The following is a 16,026-nucleotide window of genomic DNA, read 5'->3' as shown; positions in this document are numbered from 1 at the left end:
GTACGGCCCGCCTCAGTGCAGGTCGGCCGCCGCTTCGGCGGCGGCGTCGTCGAGGAAGCCGCCCGACTGGTGCTGCCACAGCCTGGCGTAGGCCCCGTCCTCCGCGAGCAGCTCCTGGTGGGTGCCCTGCTCGACGATGCGCCCGCGGTCCAGGACGACCAGCCGGTCCATGCCGGCGACCGTGCTCAGCCGGTGCGCCACCACGAGCGCCGTCCGCCCCTCCATGAGTTGCCACAGCGCCTCCTGGACGAGGACCTCGCTCTCCGAGTCCAGGGCGCTGGTCGCCTCGTCGAGCAGCAGGATCGGCGCGTCCCGCAGGATCGCCCGGGCGAGGGCGACCCGCTGCCGCTGTCCGCCGGAGAGCTTGATCCCGCGCTCGCCGACCATGGTGTCGAAGCCGCCGGGCAGTGCGTCGGCGAACTCCGTGACGTGGGCCGCCCGGGCCGCCCGGCGGATCTCGCCCTCGGTGGCGTCCGGCCGGGCGAAGGCGATGTTGTCCCGCAGCGAGCGGTGGAACATCGCGGGGTCCTGCGGCACGTAGGAGATCAGGCTGCGCAGGTCGGCCTGGCGCAGCCGGCTGATGTCCTGCCCGCCGACGAGGATCCGGCCGCCGTCGATGTCGTTCATCCGCAGCAGCAGCCGGGTGAGCGTGGTCTTGCCGCCGCCGGACCGGCCGACCAGCCCGACCCGGGCACCGCTGGGCACGGCCAGGTCGAGCCCGTCGAAGAGCGGCTTCCCACCCCCGTGGGCGAACGTCACGCGCTCGAAGCTGACGCCGGCGCCCCGGGACCGCAGCGGCTCCGGCGCGGGTGGGTCCAGCACGGTGGGCGGCTCCAGCAGCAGCTCGGTGAACTGCGCGGCCTCCGTCATCGAGCTCTCCAGGCGGCGGTAGATCTGGTTGAACTCGAACATGATCCGCGTCGCGTTGGAGTAGTAGGTGAAGGCCACGACCACCGCCTCCACGCCGTGCGTGCCCGCGCCGAGCGTGACCGCGAGCAGCAGGCCGAGCGCGTTGGTCAGCACGGACAGCGGTGCGACCAGGGTGTCGATGCGCAGGTTGCCGTAGTCCCACGACTTGAGCGTGAGCCTGCGCGACTCGGCGACGCGGGAGCGGTGCTCGGCGGCCTCGCGTTCCTCGGCGGCGAACGCCCGGACGGTGTCCATGTTCATGAGGCTGTCGGCGACGTGCCCGGACACCCGGGCGATGGCCTCCTCGCGCCGGCGGACCAGCGCCTGGCGCCGCCGGATGAGGGGCGCCACGCACAACCCGGTCACCGCGATCATCACCAACAGGCCCACCACCAGCAGCGGTTCGTAGGCCCAGAGCACCACCGACCCGAACAGCAGCGGCACGAAGCTGCCGAGGACGTTGAAGGTCAGCGTGTCGACGAACTCCTCGAAGCGCGAGGCGAAGCTCAGCACCCGCTTGGTGAGGGACCCGGCGAAGTTGTCGTGGAAGAACGACGCGTCCTTGGCGAACAGCTCGTCCATGCCCACCACGTACAGGTGCTCGATGCCGAGCGCGTCGAGGCGGTTGAGGCAGTGCAGGCCGATCCGCCAGAGCGTCTCCGCGAGCAGCAGCACGCCTGCGAAGACCAGGACGTAGGGCAGGGTGCTGCCGAGGCCGGGGGCGGTGCCGTCGACGAACCCGCCGACGAGCTTCGCGACGACCAGCGGCGCGACGTAGTTGATGCCGATGTTGCCGAGGGCCGGCGACAGCATCGCCGGCAGCGTCAGCCGCCGTAGCCGGGCCAGTTCCCTTCCGTAGTGACGAAGTGCCAGGAGCACCGGGCCCCTGGACTTCCGGAACCTGTGCGATTCAGGCGTTCCCATCTCCACCCTGCGGTGTCGTGCGGCGCGCTGCCGCGTCCTTGTCCGGGAGGTGCCGCTGCCACCGTCGCGGCGCGGCGCTCGACCGGGGCCGGCGGTCCGCGCGGCTCGCGACGAGGCCGGCGTGCGATCGGTGGGCGGTCCGGACGTGGCAGTGTCCCGCGAGGGCCGGGGCGGAGTCCAAGCGTTTTCCGGCCCCGCGGCACGGCGCACGGAGGCTTCCCGGCGCACGGGCGGGGCCCCGGGCGGCGCGGCCCCGACGGGGGGCGGCCGGGCGGCGTGCCCTCGCCCCTTCCGCGCCTGCTGTGCCGCAAACGCAACCAGCGGGTTTGTCATGAATGACAAACCCGCTGGTCAGCACCGTCGGGACGACAGGATTTGAACCTGCGACCCCTTGACCCCCAGTCAAGTGCGCTACCAAGCTGCGCCACGTCCCGGTGCCGGATCGCGCCGGGCTTCCACCCGGCCGACCGCGCACGAGAACAATACCGCACGTCGTCGGGTGCTCGCTCGCACCATTCCCGCCCCCCGCGCGGTCCCGCCGCGGCGGCGTACCCGGCCCGGGATGAGTAGCCGTACTCATGTGGCGCGGGCCACGACGGCCGATGCTTCGGGTATGGCGAATCCGATCCAGCAGCAGAACACGGCGGCCTACTCGGCCCAAGCCGCGATCTCGTTCGCCGTCGCCCTCGGGGCGATGGTCGTGGGCATCGCCTACCTGCCGGTCGGCCCGTGGGTGCGGGCCTTCCTGGCGGTGGGGCTGCTCTACGTGGTGACCTCGGCGTTCACCCTCGCCAAGGTCGTGCGCGACCGGCAGGAGGCCGGCCAGGTGACGAGCCGGGTGGACCAGGCCCGGCTGGACAAGCTGCTGTCCGAGCACGACCCGTTCAAGGTCGACGGGGTGTAGCCGGCACGTCGCCCAGCAGGTAGCGCGCGCCGGGGCCCTTGGCGGCCGCGGTGTCGTCCGGGTTGTACAGCGTGCACTTGCGCAGGGAGAGGCAGCCGCAGCCGATGCAGCCGGTCAGGTTGTCCTTGAGCCGGTGCAGCTCCGCGATCTGCTCGTCGATCCGGCGGGTCCAGGTACGGGCCACGGCGTTCCACTCGGCGGCGCTGGGGGCGCGGTCCTCGGGGAGCCGGGCCAGGGCCGCGCCCGCCTCCTCCAGCGACAGGCCGACGCGCTGGGCGGCCCGGATGAAGGCGACGCGGCGCAGCGTGGTGCGCGCGTAGCGCCGCTGCCCGCCGGCGGTGCGCTCGGAGCGGATCAGGCCCAGGTCCTCGTAGTAGCGCAGGGCCGAGGTGGCCAGGCCGCTGCGGGCGGCGAGCTCGCCGATGGCCAGGCGGTCGCGGCGGGGTGCGGGGTCGCTCATGCGGCCGAGGGTACCGCTTGACCTCAAGCCGACTTGAAGTTGCACCCTCGACTCATGACTCCGACCAGTGCGGACACCGCGTACGACTACGACGACCTCCAGCGGCTGATGTCGCTCATGACCGGCGACGAGAAGCACGGACCTGCCGCCACCTCCACCCTCGACGTGCTGTGGGTGCTCTACGACCGGGTGCTGCGGGTGACCCCGGGGACGGCGGAGGACGCCGGCCGGGACCGCTTCCTGCTCTCCAAGGGCCACGGGCCGATGGCGTACTACGCGGTGCTGGCCGCCAAGGGCTTCCTCCCGGTGGAGTGGCTGCCGGACTTCGGCTCCTTCGGCTCGCCGCTCGGCCACCACCCGGACCGTGTGCTCGTGCCGGGCGCCGAGATCGGCTCCGGCTCGCTCGGCCACGGGCTGCCGATCGCGGTGGGCAGCGCCCTGGGGCTGCGGGCGCAGGGCCTGACCGACGCCGCGGTGTGGGTGCTCGTCGGCGACGCCGAACTGGACGAGGGGAGCAACCACGAGGCCGTGGCCTACGCCGGCGCCGTCGGCCTGGAGGGCCTGCACGTCGTCGCCGTCGACAACACCTCCGCGACCTACCGGCGCCCGGGAGGACCCGCCTCGCTCTTCGCGGGCGAGGGCTGGTCCGTCACCGAGGCCGACGGCCGCGACCACGAGGCGCTGTACGACGCGTTCACCGCACCGCACCCCGGACGGCCGCACGCCGTCGTCGCCCGTGTCGAACCCAAGCGGTGACCACCGCACCGAACCGAGGAGACCTTCCCATGGACACCATGCGTGACCGCTTCGGCGCCGTCGCCACCCGCCTGCTGGACGAGGACCCCCGGCTGGCCGTCGTGCTGGCGGTCATCTCCGGGGAGCGCTTCACGGACGCCGCCCGCGACCACCCCGACCGGGTCATCGACGTCGGCATCCGCGAGCAGCTGCTGGTCAGTGTCGCCGGCGGGCTGGCGCTGACCGGGCTGCGGCCGATCGTCCACAGCTTCGGCAGCTTCCTCGTGGAACGGCCCTTCGAGCAGGTCAAGCTGGACCTGGGGCACCAGGACGCCGGCGCGGTGCTGGTCAGCTCGGGCGCCTCCTACGACATCGCCTCGGGCGGCCGCACCCACCAGGCCCCCGGTGACGTCGCGCTGCTGGACACCCTCGACGGCTGGACCGTGCACGTGCCCGGCCACCCCGACGAGGCCGAGGCCCTGGTCCGGCACGCGGCGGCCGACGGCGACAAGCGGGTCTACGTACGGCTCAGCGAGCAGTCCAACCGCACCGCGCGGCCGGTCGAGCCGGGCCGGTTCCGGGTGCTGCGCGAGGGCAGGGCGGGCGTGGTCGTCGCCGTCGGACCCCTCCTGGACGCAGCGCTGGCGGCGGTCGCGGACCTGGACGTCACGGTGCTGTACGCCGCCACGGTGCGCCCCTTCGACGCGGCCGGGCTGCGGGCGGCCGTGGCGGGCACGGACGCGGCGGACGTGGTGCTGGTCGAGCCGTACCTGGCGGGCACATCGGCGCCCCACGCCGCCGAGGCACTGCTCGACCTGCCGCACCGCGTGCTCGCGCTGGGCACCGCCCGCGAGGAACTGCGCCGCTACGGCACCTGGCAGGAGCACGTGGCCGCGCACGGCCTGGACGCCGCCGGGCTGCGCGCGCGGATCGGGGGCTTCCTGGCGCTCTCACCGCGCCCGGTGGGCGCGGTGGGGTCGGGCGCCCGCTAGCGGCGGATGCCCCCGCCGGGCGGGGCGCCGGCAAGGGCGGGGGTGCCGGCAAGGGCGGGGGCGCCGGCCCCGGGGAACCTGGTCCGGCGCGGGCCGGTGGCGGTCCCGCACCGCCTCAGTGGTCCGGCGCCCTCCCCGTGCCGGATGCGCGCTAGCTCCAGGGGAGCTCCGAGCGGTGCCGCCAGTACGCGGGGGCCGGTTCGGCCAGGGCCGTGAGGCGGGCCAGCTGTCCGGCGTCCAGTCCGACGGTGGCGGCCCGGGCGTTGGCGGCGACCTGACCGGGCGTCGCGGCGCCGGAGAGCACGATGCCGGCCCAGGGGCGGCGCAGGACCGCGGCGAGGGCCACCGCGTCGGGCGTGGCGCCGGTCAGGCCGGCCACCTCGGCGAGGGGGGAGTCCGGATCGGCCGTCGCCAGGCGGCCGTTGGCCATGGCCTCCTTGACGATCACGGTCACTCCTGCGTCGTGCGCCTCGGCCAGGGCGGGCCCCGCGGACGGCTCCAGCAGGTTGTAGGTGGCCTGCACGAAGGTGAACAGGTGCTGCCCGTCCACCGTCACCTTCAGCGCCGCGCGGATCGCCTCGGCCTGCAGCGGACCGCTGGTGGACAGGCCCACGGCCACCCCTTCGGACGCCAGCCGGGCGAGGCGCGCGTGGAGTTCGCGGTCGGCGAGGGCGGGGCTGTCCGGGGTGACGGAGTGGATCTGGTAGAGGTCGAGGCGGTCGCCGAGCAGCGCGCGGGTCTCGGCGATCTGCCGGTCGTACGTGGCGGTGCCGTGGTCCTTGACCTCGTGCACCTCGGCGTCGACCCGCCAGTCGGCCGTGTAGGTGTAGCCCCACTTGCTGCCGACCACCACGTCGGTGGCCTCGGGGTGGGCGTCCAGCCAGCCCGCGAGGAACTCCTCGGCGCGACCGTAGGAGCGGGCGGCGTCGAAGTACCTGATGCCGGTCGCGTAGGCGGCGTCGAGGACCGCGTGGGCACGGTCCCGCATCGCCTCGACGGTGCGGTCGGCGGGCAGGTCGGCGGCGCGGCCGAGGTCGATGTACGCCGGACGGCCGACGGCGGCGAGGCCGAGACCCAGCCGCGGCAGGGGGGCGGTGACGAGTCGTTCGAAGGGCACGTCCGCCACCGTACTCCCGGTGGAGTACGCCGATCCGGTGCCTGAGGCGGACGTCGCGGGTGATCACCGGAATGCATAGTGGGAACGTCACACTCGTCGTCCCCGTCCGAGGATCACGCATGCGATTCGCCCTGCCCAGGACCTGGCGCACGCGGCGGCGGCTGGCGGCCGGTGCCGCCGCCCTCGCCCTGCTCGCCGGAGGCGGCGTCGTCACCCTTGCGACAGCCGACTCCCCCGCACCCGTGCGCCGCCAGGACCGGGTCTTCTCGATGCCCGAGGCCCCGGGCGGCTCCGCCGAGGTGCGGATCGACACCTCCTACTTCACCTCCGGCGGGTCGGCGCCGCGCCCGGCGGTGCTGCTCGCGCACGGGTTCGGCGGCAGCAAGGACGACATGCGGGCCCAGGCCGAGTCCCTCGCCCGCAGCGGCTACGCGGTGCTGACCTGGTCCGCGCGAGGCTTCGGCGCCTCCGGCGGGCGGATCGGGCTCAACTCCCCGGACGCGGAGGTCGCCGACGTCTCACGGCTCGTCGACTGGCTGGGCCGGCGGCCCGAGGTGCTGCGCGACGGCCGGGACGACCCGCGGGTCGGTGTCGCGGGGGCTTCATACGGCGGGGCCATCTCGCTGCTGGCCGCCGGGTACGACCGGCGGGTGGACGCCATCGTGCCCGTGATCACCTGGTGGGACCTGGGTGAGGCGCTCTTCCCGCAGGGCGTGTTCAAGAAGCTGTGGGCGGGGGTCTTCTTCTCCACCGGCGCGCGCGGCGCCGCGTGCGGCTTCACCGCCGAACTGTGCGCGATGTACGACCGTTCGGCGGTCGCGGGCCGTCCGGACGCCGCGACGCTGCGGCTGCTGACGCGCTCCAGCCCCTCCTCGGTGGCCGGGCGCATCAAGGTGCCGACCCTGGTGGTGCAGGGCCAGAACGACTCGCTCTTCCCGCTCGACCAGGGCGACGCCATCGCGCGTGCCGTCGCCGCCAACGGCGCCCCCGTGGCCGTCGACTGGTTCTCCGGCGGGCACGACGGCGGCGACCAGGAGACCGCCCGGATCGAGGCGCGCACCACCGCCTGGTTCGACCGCTGGCTGAAGAAGGACGAGGGCGCCGACACCGGGCCCGCGTTCCGCGTCACCCGCACCGGAGGCGTCGACACCACCGACGGCAGGGCGGTGCGGCGCGGCGCGGACGCCGACGCGTACCCGGGGCTCGAGGGCACGCGGACCCGTACGGTCCCGCTCGAGGGACGTACCCGGACGGTGGCCAACCCCGCGGGCGGCAGCCCGCCGGCGATCTCGGCGGTGCCCGGGGTGGGCGCGCTCTCCCAGCTCTCCGACCTCGGCCAGGGGCTCTCGCTGTCCCTGGACTTCCCCGGTCAGCGCGCCGCCTTCGACTCCGCGCCGCTGACCTCCGCGCTGCGTCTGACGGGCGCGGCGACCACACGGGTCACCGTCGACACGGACGCACCCGCCGGCGCGGTGCTCTTCGCGAAGCTGTACGACGTGGCCCCGGGCGGCAACGAGACGCTGCCGCACCAACTGGTCGCACCGCTGCGCGTGGCGGGCGGCGGCACGGTGCGGGTGCGGCTGCCCGCCGTGGACCACGAGTTCGCCGCCGGCCACCGGCTGCGGCTGGTGCTGTCCACCACCGACCTCGGCTACTCCTCCCCCCTCGCGGCCGCCACCTACCGGGTGTCGCTGCCCGAGGGAGCCGCGCTGGCCCTGCCGACGGACCCGGAACTGACCACCGCCCAGGGCACGCTGCCCGCGTGGGTGTGGCTGCTGCCGGTCGCCGCGCTCGCGCTGGCCGCGGCGCTGCTGCTGACCGGCCGCCGCCGGGCGGGCGCCGTACGGCAGGCACCCGACCCGGACCTGGCGGACGTCCCGCTGGAGATCTCCGGGCTGTCCAAGCGCTATCGCGGGGCCGCGGACCGCTACGCGGTGCGGGAGGTGTCGTTCCGGGTGGAGCGGGGCCAGGTGCTGGGGCTGCTCGGCCCCAACGGCGCCGGCAAGACGACGACGATGCGCATGATGATGGGCCTCATCCGCCCCGACGCGGGCACCATCAGGGTGTTCGGGCACGCGATCCGGCCGGGTGCGCCCGTGCTGTCCCGGGTGGGGGCCTTCGTGGAGGGCGCGGGCTTCCTGCCGCACCTGACGGGGCGTGCCAACCTGGAGCTGTACTGGCGGGCCACGGGCCGGCCGGCGGCCGACGCCCACGTCGAGGAGGCCCTGGAGATCGCGGGCCTGGGCGAGGCGCTGGAGCGCGCGGTGCGCACGTACTCGCAGGGCATGCGCCAGCGGCTCGCCATCGCGCAGGCCATGCTGGGCCTGCCCGACCTGCTCATCCTCGACGAGCCGACCAACGGGCTCGACCCGCCGCAGATCCGCGAGATGCGCGACGTGGTGCGCCGCTACGCGGCCGCCGGCCGTACCGTCCTCGTCTCCAGCCACCTGCTGTCGGAGGTCGAGCAGAGCTGCACGCACCTGGTCGTCATGGACAAGGGGCGGCTCATCGTGGCCGGTCCGGTCGGCGACATCGCCGGCAGCGGGCAGACGCTGTTCGTCGGCGCGCCGGGCATGGCGGACGAGGCGCGGGAGGCGGTCGCGGCGAAGCTGTCGGCACTGCCCGGCGTCGAGGCGGCGGAGTCCGCGGACGGCGGGCTGCTCGTCCGGCCGGGCACGATGGCCGTGCCGGAGCTGCTGTCCGAACTGCTGCGGCTCGACGTGCCGGTGGAGCGCGTCGGCCCGCACCGCCGCCTGGAGGACGCGTTCCTGACCCTGATCGGAGCTCCCGCGTGACCGAGACCCTGGAACTGGCCGAGGGGTACCGTCCGGGCCGCACCCTCCCGCTGCGGGTCGAGGCGGTACGGCAGTTGCTGCGGCGCCGTACGCTCGTCGCGTTCGGCGTCGTGCTCGGCCTGCCGGTGATCGTGTGGGCGGCCTTCGCCATCGGCGGCACCCCGCGGGGCCGGAACTCCGGCCCGACGATGATGGACGTGGCCACCGCCTCCGGCGTCAACTTCTCGCTGGCGGTGCTCTTCGTCTCCTCCGGCTTCCTGCTGACGATCCCGGTCGCCCTCTTCTTCGGCGACACGATCGCCTCGGAGGCCAACTGGTCCTCCCTGCGCTACCTGCTGGCCGCCCCGGTGCCCCGGGCCCGGCTGCTGGCGTCCAAGGCGCTGGTGTCGCTGGTCTTCAGCGCCGCCGCCGTGCTGGCGCTGCCCGCGGTGGCGCTCGGCGTCGGCGCGCTCGCCTACGGCTGGGGCGACTTGGAGCTCACCACGGCCGGCTCGCTGCCCCCGGGCACCGCGACGGGCCGGCTCGCGATCGCCGCGCTCTACGTCTTCGTGGGCCAGTTGGCCGTCGCGGGCTTCGCCTTCTGGCTCTCCACGCTCACCGACGCGCCGCTGGGCGCGGTCGGCGGGGCCGTGGGCGTCGCGATCCTCTCCAACATCCTGGACGCGATCACGGCGCTGGGCTCGCTGCGGGACGTCCTGCCGACGCACTGGCAGTACGCCTGGATCGACGCGCTCCAGCCTCGCCTGGAATGGACGGGCATGCTCAAGGGCACCTCGGTGTCGCTCTCCTTCGCGGTGGTTTTCTTCGCGCTGGCCTTCCGCGGCTTCCGCGGGAAGGACATCGTCTCCTGAGGGGAGGTGGCGGGTGGAGGAGCCGGCGTACGGCGTGCTGCTGACGGGGGCCGGGGACGCCGACCGGAAGCTGGAGGTCGTCCGGGCGCTGCGGTCCGTGACGGGCCTGAGCGCGTGGCGGAGCAGGCAACTGCTCGACGCCGTGCCGCTCGTGGTCGTGGAGGGCACCTCGCTGGAGGCCGCCGAGGACGCCGCGCGGCGGCTCGAGGCAGCCGGTGCCGTGGCCCGGGTGCGCTGCACATGGAGCGGGTGCGTCTTCGCCGCGGGATCCGGTCCGGGTGACGGGCAGCCGTGCACGCCCCCCGCCTGGTCGGCGGAGGGCTGCCCGCCGGCACGCCGCGCCCACCGGTGGTCGGTCCCCTACGGCTGACCGCCCGACGCCCCGACGGGCGAGGCCGGCGCGCGGGAGGAAGGGTCGGCGGCGGAGGGGTCGTCGGACGGGTCGGCGCCCCACGCCGCCGCGCACAGGGCGCGGGACAGCGCGTCGGAGTAGACGGCGGCCGCGAGCCAGGCCAGGGCGAAGCGTTCGGTGTCGGCGGGCAGGAGGCGGCCGAAGGGGTCGCGGCCGCGGTCGGCCGCGGTGCGGTGGAGGTCGTCGACCAGGTCCGCGGCGGTCGGGAGGGCGGCACGGCGCAGGCGCCGGGTGTCGGGGGCGGGGTTCGCGGGGAGGGCGAGGACCCGGCGGCCGCCGGAGGCGGCCTGGTGCACGCGCCGGAGCAGCAGGTGGACCGGGGCCTCGTCGGGCGCGGGAAGCGGCGGCAGGGAGGCCGCGGGCGCGGCGACGGGGAGGTCGGCGCGCTGGAGGCGGTCGAGGCCGGTGTCGACACGGGCCCCGGGGTCGGCCGGATGACTGCTGGCCAGCAGCAGTGCGCGGGGGTGCGGCGCCGGATCGAGCCGGGCGACCACGCGCAACCGGGTGCCCGGCGCCTCGGCGAGCAGCCGCAGGTTGTCGCGGTCGGGAAGCGCGGGGTGGTCGTGCGCGGCGGTGAGCCGCAGCGTCAGGTCGTCGCACTGGGCGAGCAGGCAGTCGCCGCCGGCCTCACGGACGGTGCCGATGAGAGTGACGTCGAGGAAGAGCAGGCCGTCGCCGGTGCCGAGGGCGCGTACGGCCTGTTCGGCGACGGGCACCCGCCAGAGGCGGTCCAGGGGTTCGGCCGTCCAGTCGGCGCCGGTGGCCCGTACGGCGCGGACAGCGGCGCCCGCGCCGAGCCGCCCGGTGGGCGAGACCGTGGCGCCGGACACGGCCAGGCCCGCGCGGGAGAGTTCGCGGTGGGTGAGGGCGGTGTCGCCGATGCGCACCGCCCGGTCGGCGGCGCCCGTCGCGCGGCCGGGGCCGCCGGGGGCGACGTCGGAGACGGTGTAGAGACGGCCTTCGGCGTCAACGGTCCAGGTGACGGCGCCCGCGTAGCCGCTCGCGGTGAGGACGGGCTCGGAGAACAGCCCGTACAGCCGCAGCGAACCGTCCGGGGTGTACGGCTGGCGGGCGGTGCCGCGAACGGCGGCGAGTTCGGGGCCGGTCGCGTACGGGACGCGGTGCGCGGTGCCGAGGAGTTCGCGGAGCGCCGCGACCAGGTCGGCGAGGCGGTGCCCGGGGTCGGCGGCGCGGGCGGCGCGCAGCCGGGTGACGACGGAGACCGCCGCGGCGGCGGCCCGGGGCAGTCCGGCGAGCCGGGCGGAGTGCGCGGCCCTGAGCAGTTCGGCCTGGACGACGGCGCCGGAGCCGTCGATGCCCGCGTCGAGGGCGGCGGCCCCCGCGGCGCGCAGGGCCTCGGCGGCGGCCCGCTGCTGGGGGGTGGCGGCCTCGGGCCCGGCCGCGGTGGCCGCTTCCCCCGCGGGCCCCGGCCGGCCTTCCTCGGCGGCCGGCGCTTCGGCTTCGGCGACGGGCGCGGCAGACGCGGCGGCGGCGCGGTGCAGGCAGTCCGGGGCGAGCAGGCAGCCGCAGCGGACGTCCTCGGCCCGGGTCACCGTGCCGCCGGGGGCGAGCAGTTCGAGGTCGGTGTCGTCGTCGACGGCGATCCGCACGGTGTCGCCGTCCACCACGACCGGGCGGGCGGAGAGCTTGGCCACCCCCGCGTCCAGGCGCTTGCGCAGCCGCGGCGAAAGGGCCCCGACCAGTTCCGCGGTCACAGCCGGGACGACCGGGGGGAGTTGCTGGTTCATGTGGTCTTCTCCCCTGTCCGGCGGGCGAGTTCGAGAGGGCGGAGTGTGCCGGCTGTGGTGACGCCTGCGGCGGGAACGTCCTCGGCGACGTCGTTCACGACGGCCGGAGACGCGGCCGGGGCCACCGGGGGAAGCCGCCCGCTCACGCGACCGCCTCGCCTGCCCAATGGACGGATCCGACCGGCCGGGACGCGGCGACCGCAGCGGACGCCCTCGGCAACGGCATCCACGACGACCCGCAGGCGGCGGGCCGTCCACGACGGCCTGGCCACCGGGAGGAGTTGCCCACTCATGCGACCTCCCTTTCCGCCCAATGGCGGATCCGACAGACCGGAAGGCCGCGACCGCAGCGGACGCCCTCGGCAGCGTCGTCCACGACGGCCGGGGCCGACGCCAGAGGTTGGTGCCTCATGCGATCTTCTCCCCCACCCAGCGGGCGAGTTCCAGGGGGCTGAGGGCGGCGACGGGCATGCCCGCGGCGACGAGCTGCCCGGCGACGCCGGTGGAGTAGCGGGGGCGGCCCGCGTCGTCGAGGCTGGCGCAGCCCAGGACGTGGCAGCCGGAGCCGACCAGGGCGCGGACCTCGGCCAGGAGGCCGCCCAGCGGATATCCCTCCTCGAAGTCGCTGACGACCACCACGAGGGTGCGCGAGGGCACCGTCACCAGTTCGCGGGCGTGCCGCAGCCCGGCGGCGATGTGGGTGCCGCCGCCGACGCTCACCTCCAGGAGCAGCGAGAGCGGGTCCCCCACGTGGTCGGTGAGGTCGATGACCTCGGTGGAGAACGCCAGGAAGTGCGTGGACAGGGTGGGCACCCCGGCCAGGACGGAGGCGGTGAGCGCGGCCCAGATCGTGGAGGCCTCCATGGATCCCGACACGTCGGTGACCAGGATCAGCCGCCAGTCGGCGGCCCGCTGGGCCCGGGCGCGGAACACCGGCCGCTCCGGGATCACCCGGACGGTGCCGTCGGGACCGCGGCGGGCGGTGGCCAGGTTGGCGCGCAGCGTACGCGCCAGGTCGAGGCCGCCCCCGGGGCGCCGGCTGGGCCGCGGCAGGGCGGTGCCGTGCAGTGCGGGGCGCAGTCGTGTGGCGAGTCGGCGGGTGAGTTCCTCGACCAGGCGCCGTACGAGCGGGCGGAGCGCGGCGAGCCGGGCCTCCGGCAGCCCGCCCGCGTGCCGCAGCACGGTACGCAGCAGGTCGACGGAAGGGCGCACGCTGTCGGGGTCGAGTTCGGCGATCACGTCCTTGCGGCCGGACGCGGCGGCCGCCGCCAGCACCTCCTCGCGGACGCCGGGCCCGAACAGCGCCGCCAGTTCCTCGGACCACTCCCGTACGCCGGGGTAGGGCGCCTGGCGGCCGCCGCCGGCCGTGCCGCGGCCGCCGAGGTCGCCGCGGCTGCCCTCGCCGTGGCCGTTGCCGTACAGCTCGTCAAGGGCTGTGGCCAGGGCGGCGGCGGAGGGCGGCAGCCGGTCGCCGCGGCGGCCCAGCACGAGGCGCCACCGGTCGGCAGGCGGGAGGGTGCGGGCTTCCGCGGCGTGGGCGGGGCCCGCATCGTCGTCGGCCGCCCCGCCCGCCAATCCACCCTCGCGGGCTGCCGCATGGACAGGCGGTACGGACGGGGCACCTGACGCGCCGTCGGCGGAGGCGGCCGGCGCCGCGGTCGGGCCATCGCCGCGGACCGCTGCGTCGGGAGTGGTGGCACCTTGCGGTTCACCCGGCGACGCCGTGGCGGCGGGCTCGCCCGGGTACGCCGTCGCCGCCGGGCCGGTGGGGCCGACCTCCCGGCCGGCCGCATCGGCGGCCTGGTCATGCGAGGGTGGCGTCTCGCGGGGCGGGAGCAGGCCCCAGCGGGTCAGCGCCGCGCGGGCGGCGAGGTCGGCGCGGGTCCAGGTGGCGAGCGCGACGGGGTCGACGCCCGCGGTGTCGGCGACGCCTTCGGTGTCCAGGCGTTCCTCGACGGCGGCCAGGAGCCGGTCCCGGGCGGCCGGGCTGAGGGTGTCGAAGCCGCCGCGCAGGGCCGGGAGCCGCGACAGGAAGGCCTGGTCGGGCAGGTCGCGGACGCGGTCGAGCAGGGGTTCCAGCGCGGGGGCGGCCGTCTCCAGCAGCGGGCCGGCCGCGGTCAGCAGCCCGGTCAGCCGGGCGGTGAGGGCGGCGCGGGAGTCGGGGTCGCCGGCCGCGTCGACCCAGGAGGCGACCCGGGCGCCGAGGGTCTGGGGCGCCTCGTGGCCGAGGAGGACCCGGACGGCGCCCGCCGCGCCGCGCATCAGCGGGGAGCCGTCCGCGGTGAGTCGCGCGAGGGCGTCGGTGAGCCGGACGCCGCCCAGGAGGTCGGCGCGGTGGGCGAGTTCGAGCAGCGCGTGCGCGTCGGCGGGGTCCTCGGAGCCCGTGAGGCCGTCGACCTGGCGGACCGCGGCCGCGGTCAGCAGCTCGGCGACGGCGGCGGCGCGGGCGGTGCGGGGTTCGTCGGCGTCCAGCCCGGCGATGTGCCCGGCCCGGACGCGGTCCAGCAGGGCGAGTCCCGCGAGGAGTTCGGGAAGGGTGCCGGACGCGGGGAGCACGTCAGCGGTTTCGGCGAGGCGTTCCGCGGCGAGCGCGGGCAGCCCGCACTCCGCGGCCCGGGCCAGTCCGGCGAGCGTCTGCGCGGCCGTCGGACCGCCCTCGTCCGTCTCTTGGCGGCGGTGTTCGCGCAGCACGCCCTCGGCGGCCTGGGCGGCGGTGACACCGCGGATGCCGGCGGCGGTGAGCATGGCCGCGGTGGCGGGTGTCCAGCGGACCTCCCAGCGGGTGGTGAGGCCCTCGGTGCGGGCTGCCCCCGTGACGTCCTTCGGCTCGGCGTAGGGCACGCCGCACACGGTCAGTCTTCGCAGCAGGAGTTCGCGGCGGCGGTCGAGGTCGGAGCGGAGCGGATCCAGGCGCAGGTCCCGGACGTCGGCCGGGGCGGCGCCGTCCGGGCCGGGGCCGGGCAGGCCCAGTGCGGTCAGTTCCCGCTCGACGGCGGGGGCGAGGCCGCTGCGCGGCGCCCCGGGCGCGGGGCGGCCGCCGCGGGTGCCGACCAGCACGCTTTCCATGGCGCGCGCCACGGCCCGTCCGCGTCCGTACGGCTCCCCCTGGGCCAGCACGGTCTGCACGGCCTCGACGAGTTCGCCGCGGCCGGCCGCGGGCAGGCCGCGGAGCCGGGCGAGGTCGCCGGCGAGCCGGCTGATCTCGCGGGCGTCGGCGGGGCCCGACGGGTGGCCCTGGGCGCGCAGTTCGGCGCAGACACGGACGGCGGCCCGGGTGAGCGCCTCGTCGAGGGCGCCGGGGTCGCCGGCCGCCTCCAGCACCATGTGCTGCCATTCGGGGTCGCGGATGCCCGCCGGATAGCCGGAGCGTTCGTCCAGCAGCGGGTAGGCGTAGGGGATCAGGGAGGTCGTCCAGGCCGCGCCGTCCTCGGGTGCGGGTGCCGCGTCCGGGCCTTCCGCGGGGGCGGTGCCCCGCGGCCACAGGGCGGCCGGGACCAGGGCCGGCGCGTGGAAGGCGCCGACGACGACGGCGGTGCGGCGGCCGTCCGCGGCGGCCTCGGCGATCCGGGCCCGCATCCACTGCTCGCGGCGCAGGTCGAGAGCGGGGACCCCGGCGCCCTCGGCGGCGTCCCTGCGCAGCGCCCAGCCCGTCAGGAGGGCGGCGCGGCGCAGGGCTTCGGGCGGTGAACCGGGGGCGGTGGCCTCGACGAGGCGGTCCCAGAGGTCGTCGCCGGGGCGGCCGCTGAGCCGGGCGCGCAGGGCGGCGTGCAGCCCAGGGCCGGGGTCGCCCGGCGCGGCCGTGGTGCGGCCGGCCTGCCACGCGCGGTCGGCGAGCGGCAGGTCGCAGGCGACGACGGGGACGCCGGTGCGTGCGGCCCAGCGGACGGCGGCGAGTTCGGGCGAGAAATCGGCGAAGGGGTAGAAGGCGGGGCCGCCGCCCCCGTCGCCGGGGGTGGCGGCGAGGGCGACGGGGGCCCGGGTGTCCTCGTGGGCGAGCCAGGGCAGCCACTGCTGCATCTCGGCGGGGAGTTCGACGAGCAGCACGTCGGGCTTCGCCGCGTCGAGCAGGGCGGGCAGCGCGGCCGCCAGCGACGGGGCGTGGTGCCGTACGCCGACGAGGTAGGGCGCCGCCGGGTCGGTGAGGACGGCGGCGGCCTCGTCCGGGGTGAGGGACACGGG

11 protein-coding genes and 1 tRNA gene are annotated in these 16,026 nt (G+C 76.3%); 6 read left to right on the top strand and 6 right to left on the bottom strand.

What is annotated here, in order from left to right:
* Positions 1-12: 12 nt before the first annotated feature.
* Positions 13-1,833, bottom strand: a complete 1,821-nt coding sequence (locus ACZ7MY_RS23620) for an ABC transporter ATP-binding protein (RefSeq protein ID WP_499604420.1) — start codon at positions 1,831-1,833, stop codon at positions 13-15.
* 360 nt (positions 1,834-2,193) lie between these two features.
* Positions 2,194-2,267 (bottom strand) — tRNA-Pro (locus ACZ7MY_RS23615).
* A gap of 179 nt (positions 2,268-2,446) precedes the next feature.
* On the opposite strand from ACZ7MY_RS23615, the gene ACZ7MY_RS23610 reads away from it, so the two are divergent.
* Positions 2,447-2,737, top strand: coding sequence for a YiaA/YiaB family inner membrane protein (locus tag ACZ7MY_RS23610; RefSeq protein ID WP_026251357.1), 291 nt, complete (start codon positions 2,447-2,449; stop codon positions 2,735-2,737).
* On the opposite strand, the gene soxR is transcribed toward ACZ7MY_RS23610, so the two are convergent.
* Positions 2,718-3,197: a redox-sensitive transcriptional activator SoxR gene (soxR, locus tag ACZ7MY_RS23605; protein WP_499604418.1), complete on the bottom strand. Its 480-nt coding sequence runs from the start codon at positions 3,195-3,197 to the stop codon at positions 2,718-2,720. The genes ACZ7MY_RS23610 and soxR overlap by 20 nt on opposite strands.
* 54 nt (positions 3,198-3,251) lie before the next feature.
* Here soxR and ACZ7MY_RS23600 point away from each other — a divergent pair, with 54 nt between their 5' ends.
* Together ACZ7MY_RS23600 and ACZ7MY_RS23595 are read left to right on the top strand one after the other, a co-directional pair.
* Positions 3,252-3,953, top strand: coding sequence for a thiamine pyrophosphate-binding protein (locus ACZ7MY_RS23600; protein WP_499604416.1), 702 nt, complete (start codon positions 3,252-3,254; stop codon positions 3,951-3,953).
* A 29-nt stretch (positions 3,954-3,982) separates the two neighbouring features.
* Complete coding sequence (locus ACZ7MY_RS23595) at positions 3,983-4,924, top strand: transketolase family protein (protein WP_499604414.1); 942 nt, start codon at positions 3,983-3,985, stop codon at positions 4,922-4,924.
* Positions 4,925-5,075: 151 nt separating this feature from the next.
* On the opposite strand, the gene ACZ7MY_RS23590 is transcribed toward ACZ7MY_RS23595, so the two are convergent.
* Positions 5,076-6,041, bottom strand: a complete 966-nt coding sequence (locus tag ACZ7MY_RS23590; protein ID WP_499604412.1) for an aldo/keto reductase — start codon at positions 6,039-6,041, stop codon at positions 5,076-5,078.
* 119 nt (positions 6,042-6,160) lie between these two features.
* Here ACZ7MY_RS23590 and ACZ7MY_RS23585 point away from each other — a divergent pair, with 119 nt between their 5' ends.
* Genes ACZ7MY_RS23585 through ACZ7MY_RS23575 form a run of 3 tightly spaced genes read left to right on the top strand, consistent with a single transcriptional unit; the run spans position 6,161 to position 10,057 of the window.
* Positions 6,161-8,836, top strand: a complete 2,676-nt coding sequence (locus ACZ7MY_RS23585; RefSeq protein WP_499604410.1) for an alpha/beta fold hydrolase — start codon at positions 6,161-6,163, stop codon at positions 8,834-8,836.
* Positions 8,833-9,687, top strand: coding sequence for an ABC transporter permease (locus tag ACZ7MY_RS23580; protein WP_499604408.1), 855 nt, complete (start codon positions 8,833-8,835; stop codon positions 9,685-9,687). Before ACZ7MY_RS23585 ends, ACZ7MY_RS23580 begins: the two co-directional genes overlap by 4 nt.
* A 13-nt stretch (positions 9,688-9,700) precedes the next feature.
* A complete protein-coding gene (locus ACZ7MY_RS23575; protein ID WP_499604407.1) occupies positions 9,701-10,057 on the top strand; it encodes a ribosomal protein L7/L12 in 357 nt (118 codons plus the stop codon).
* Here ACZ7MY_RS23575 and ACZ7MY_RS23570 read toward each other — a convergent pair.
* Entirely contained in the window at positions 10,048-11,847 is a 1,800-nt protein-coding gene (locus tag ACZ7MY_RS23570; RefSeq protein ID WP_499604406.1) for a hypothetical protein, read from the bottom strand. The two genes, ACZ7MY_RS23575 and ACZ7MY_RS23570, sit on opposite strands and share 10 nt — an antisense overlap.
* A 408-nt stretch (positions 11,848-12,255) precedes the next feature.
* Positions 12,256-16,023: a DUF5682 family protein gene (locus tag ACZ7MY_RS23565; RefSeq protein ID WP_499604404.1), complete on the bottom strand. Its 3,768-nt coding sequence runs from the start codon at positions 16,021-16,023 to the stop codon at positions 12,256-12,258.
* Positions 16,024-16,026: the final 3 nt, after the last annotated feature.

It is taken from the genome of Streptomyces sp. NPDC111520, assembly GCF_055635295.1.
This window is presented reverse-complemented; position numbering and strand designations above follow the sequence as displayed.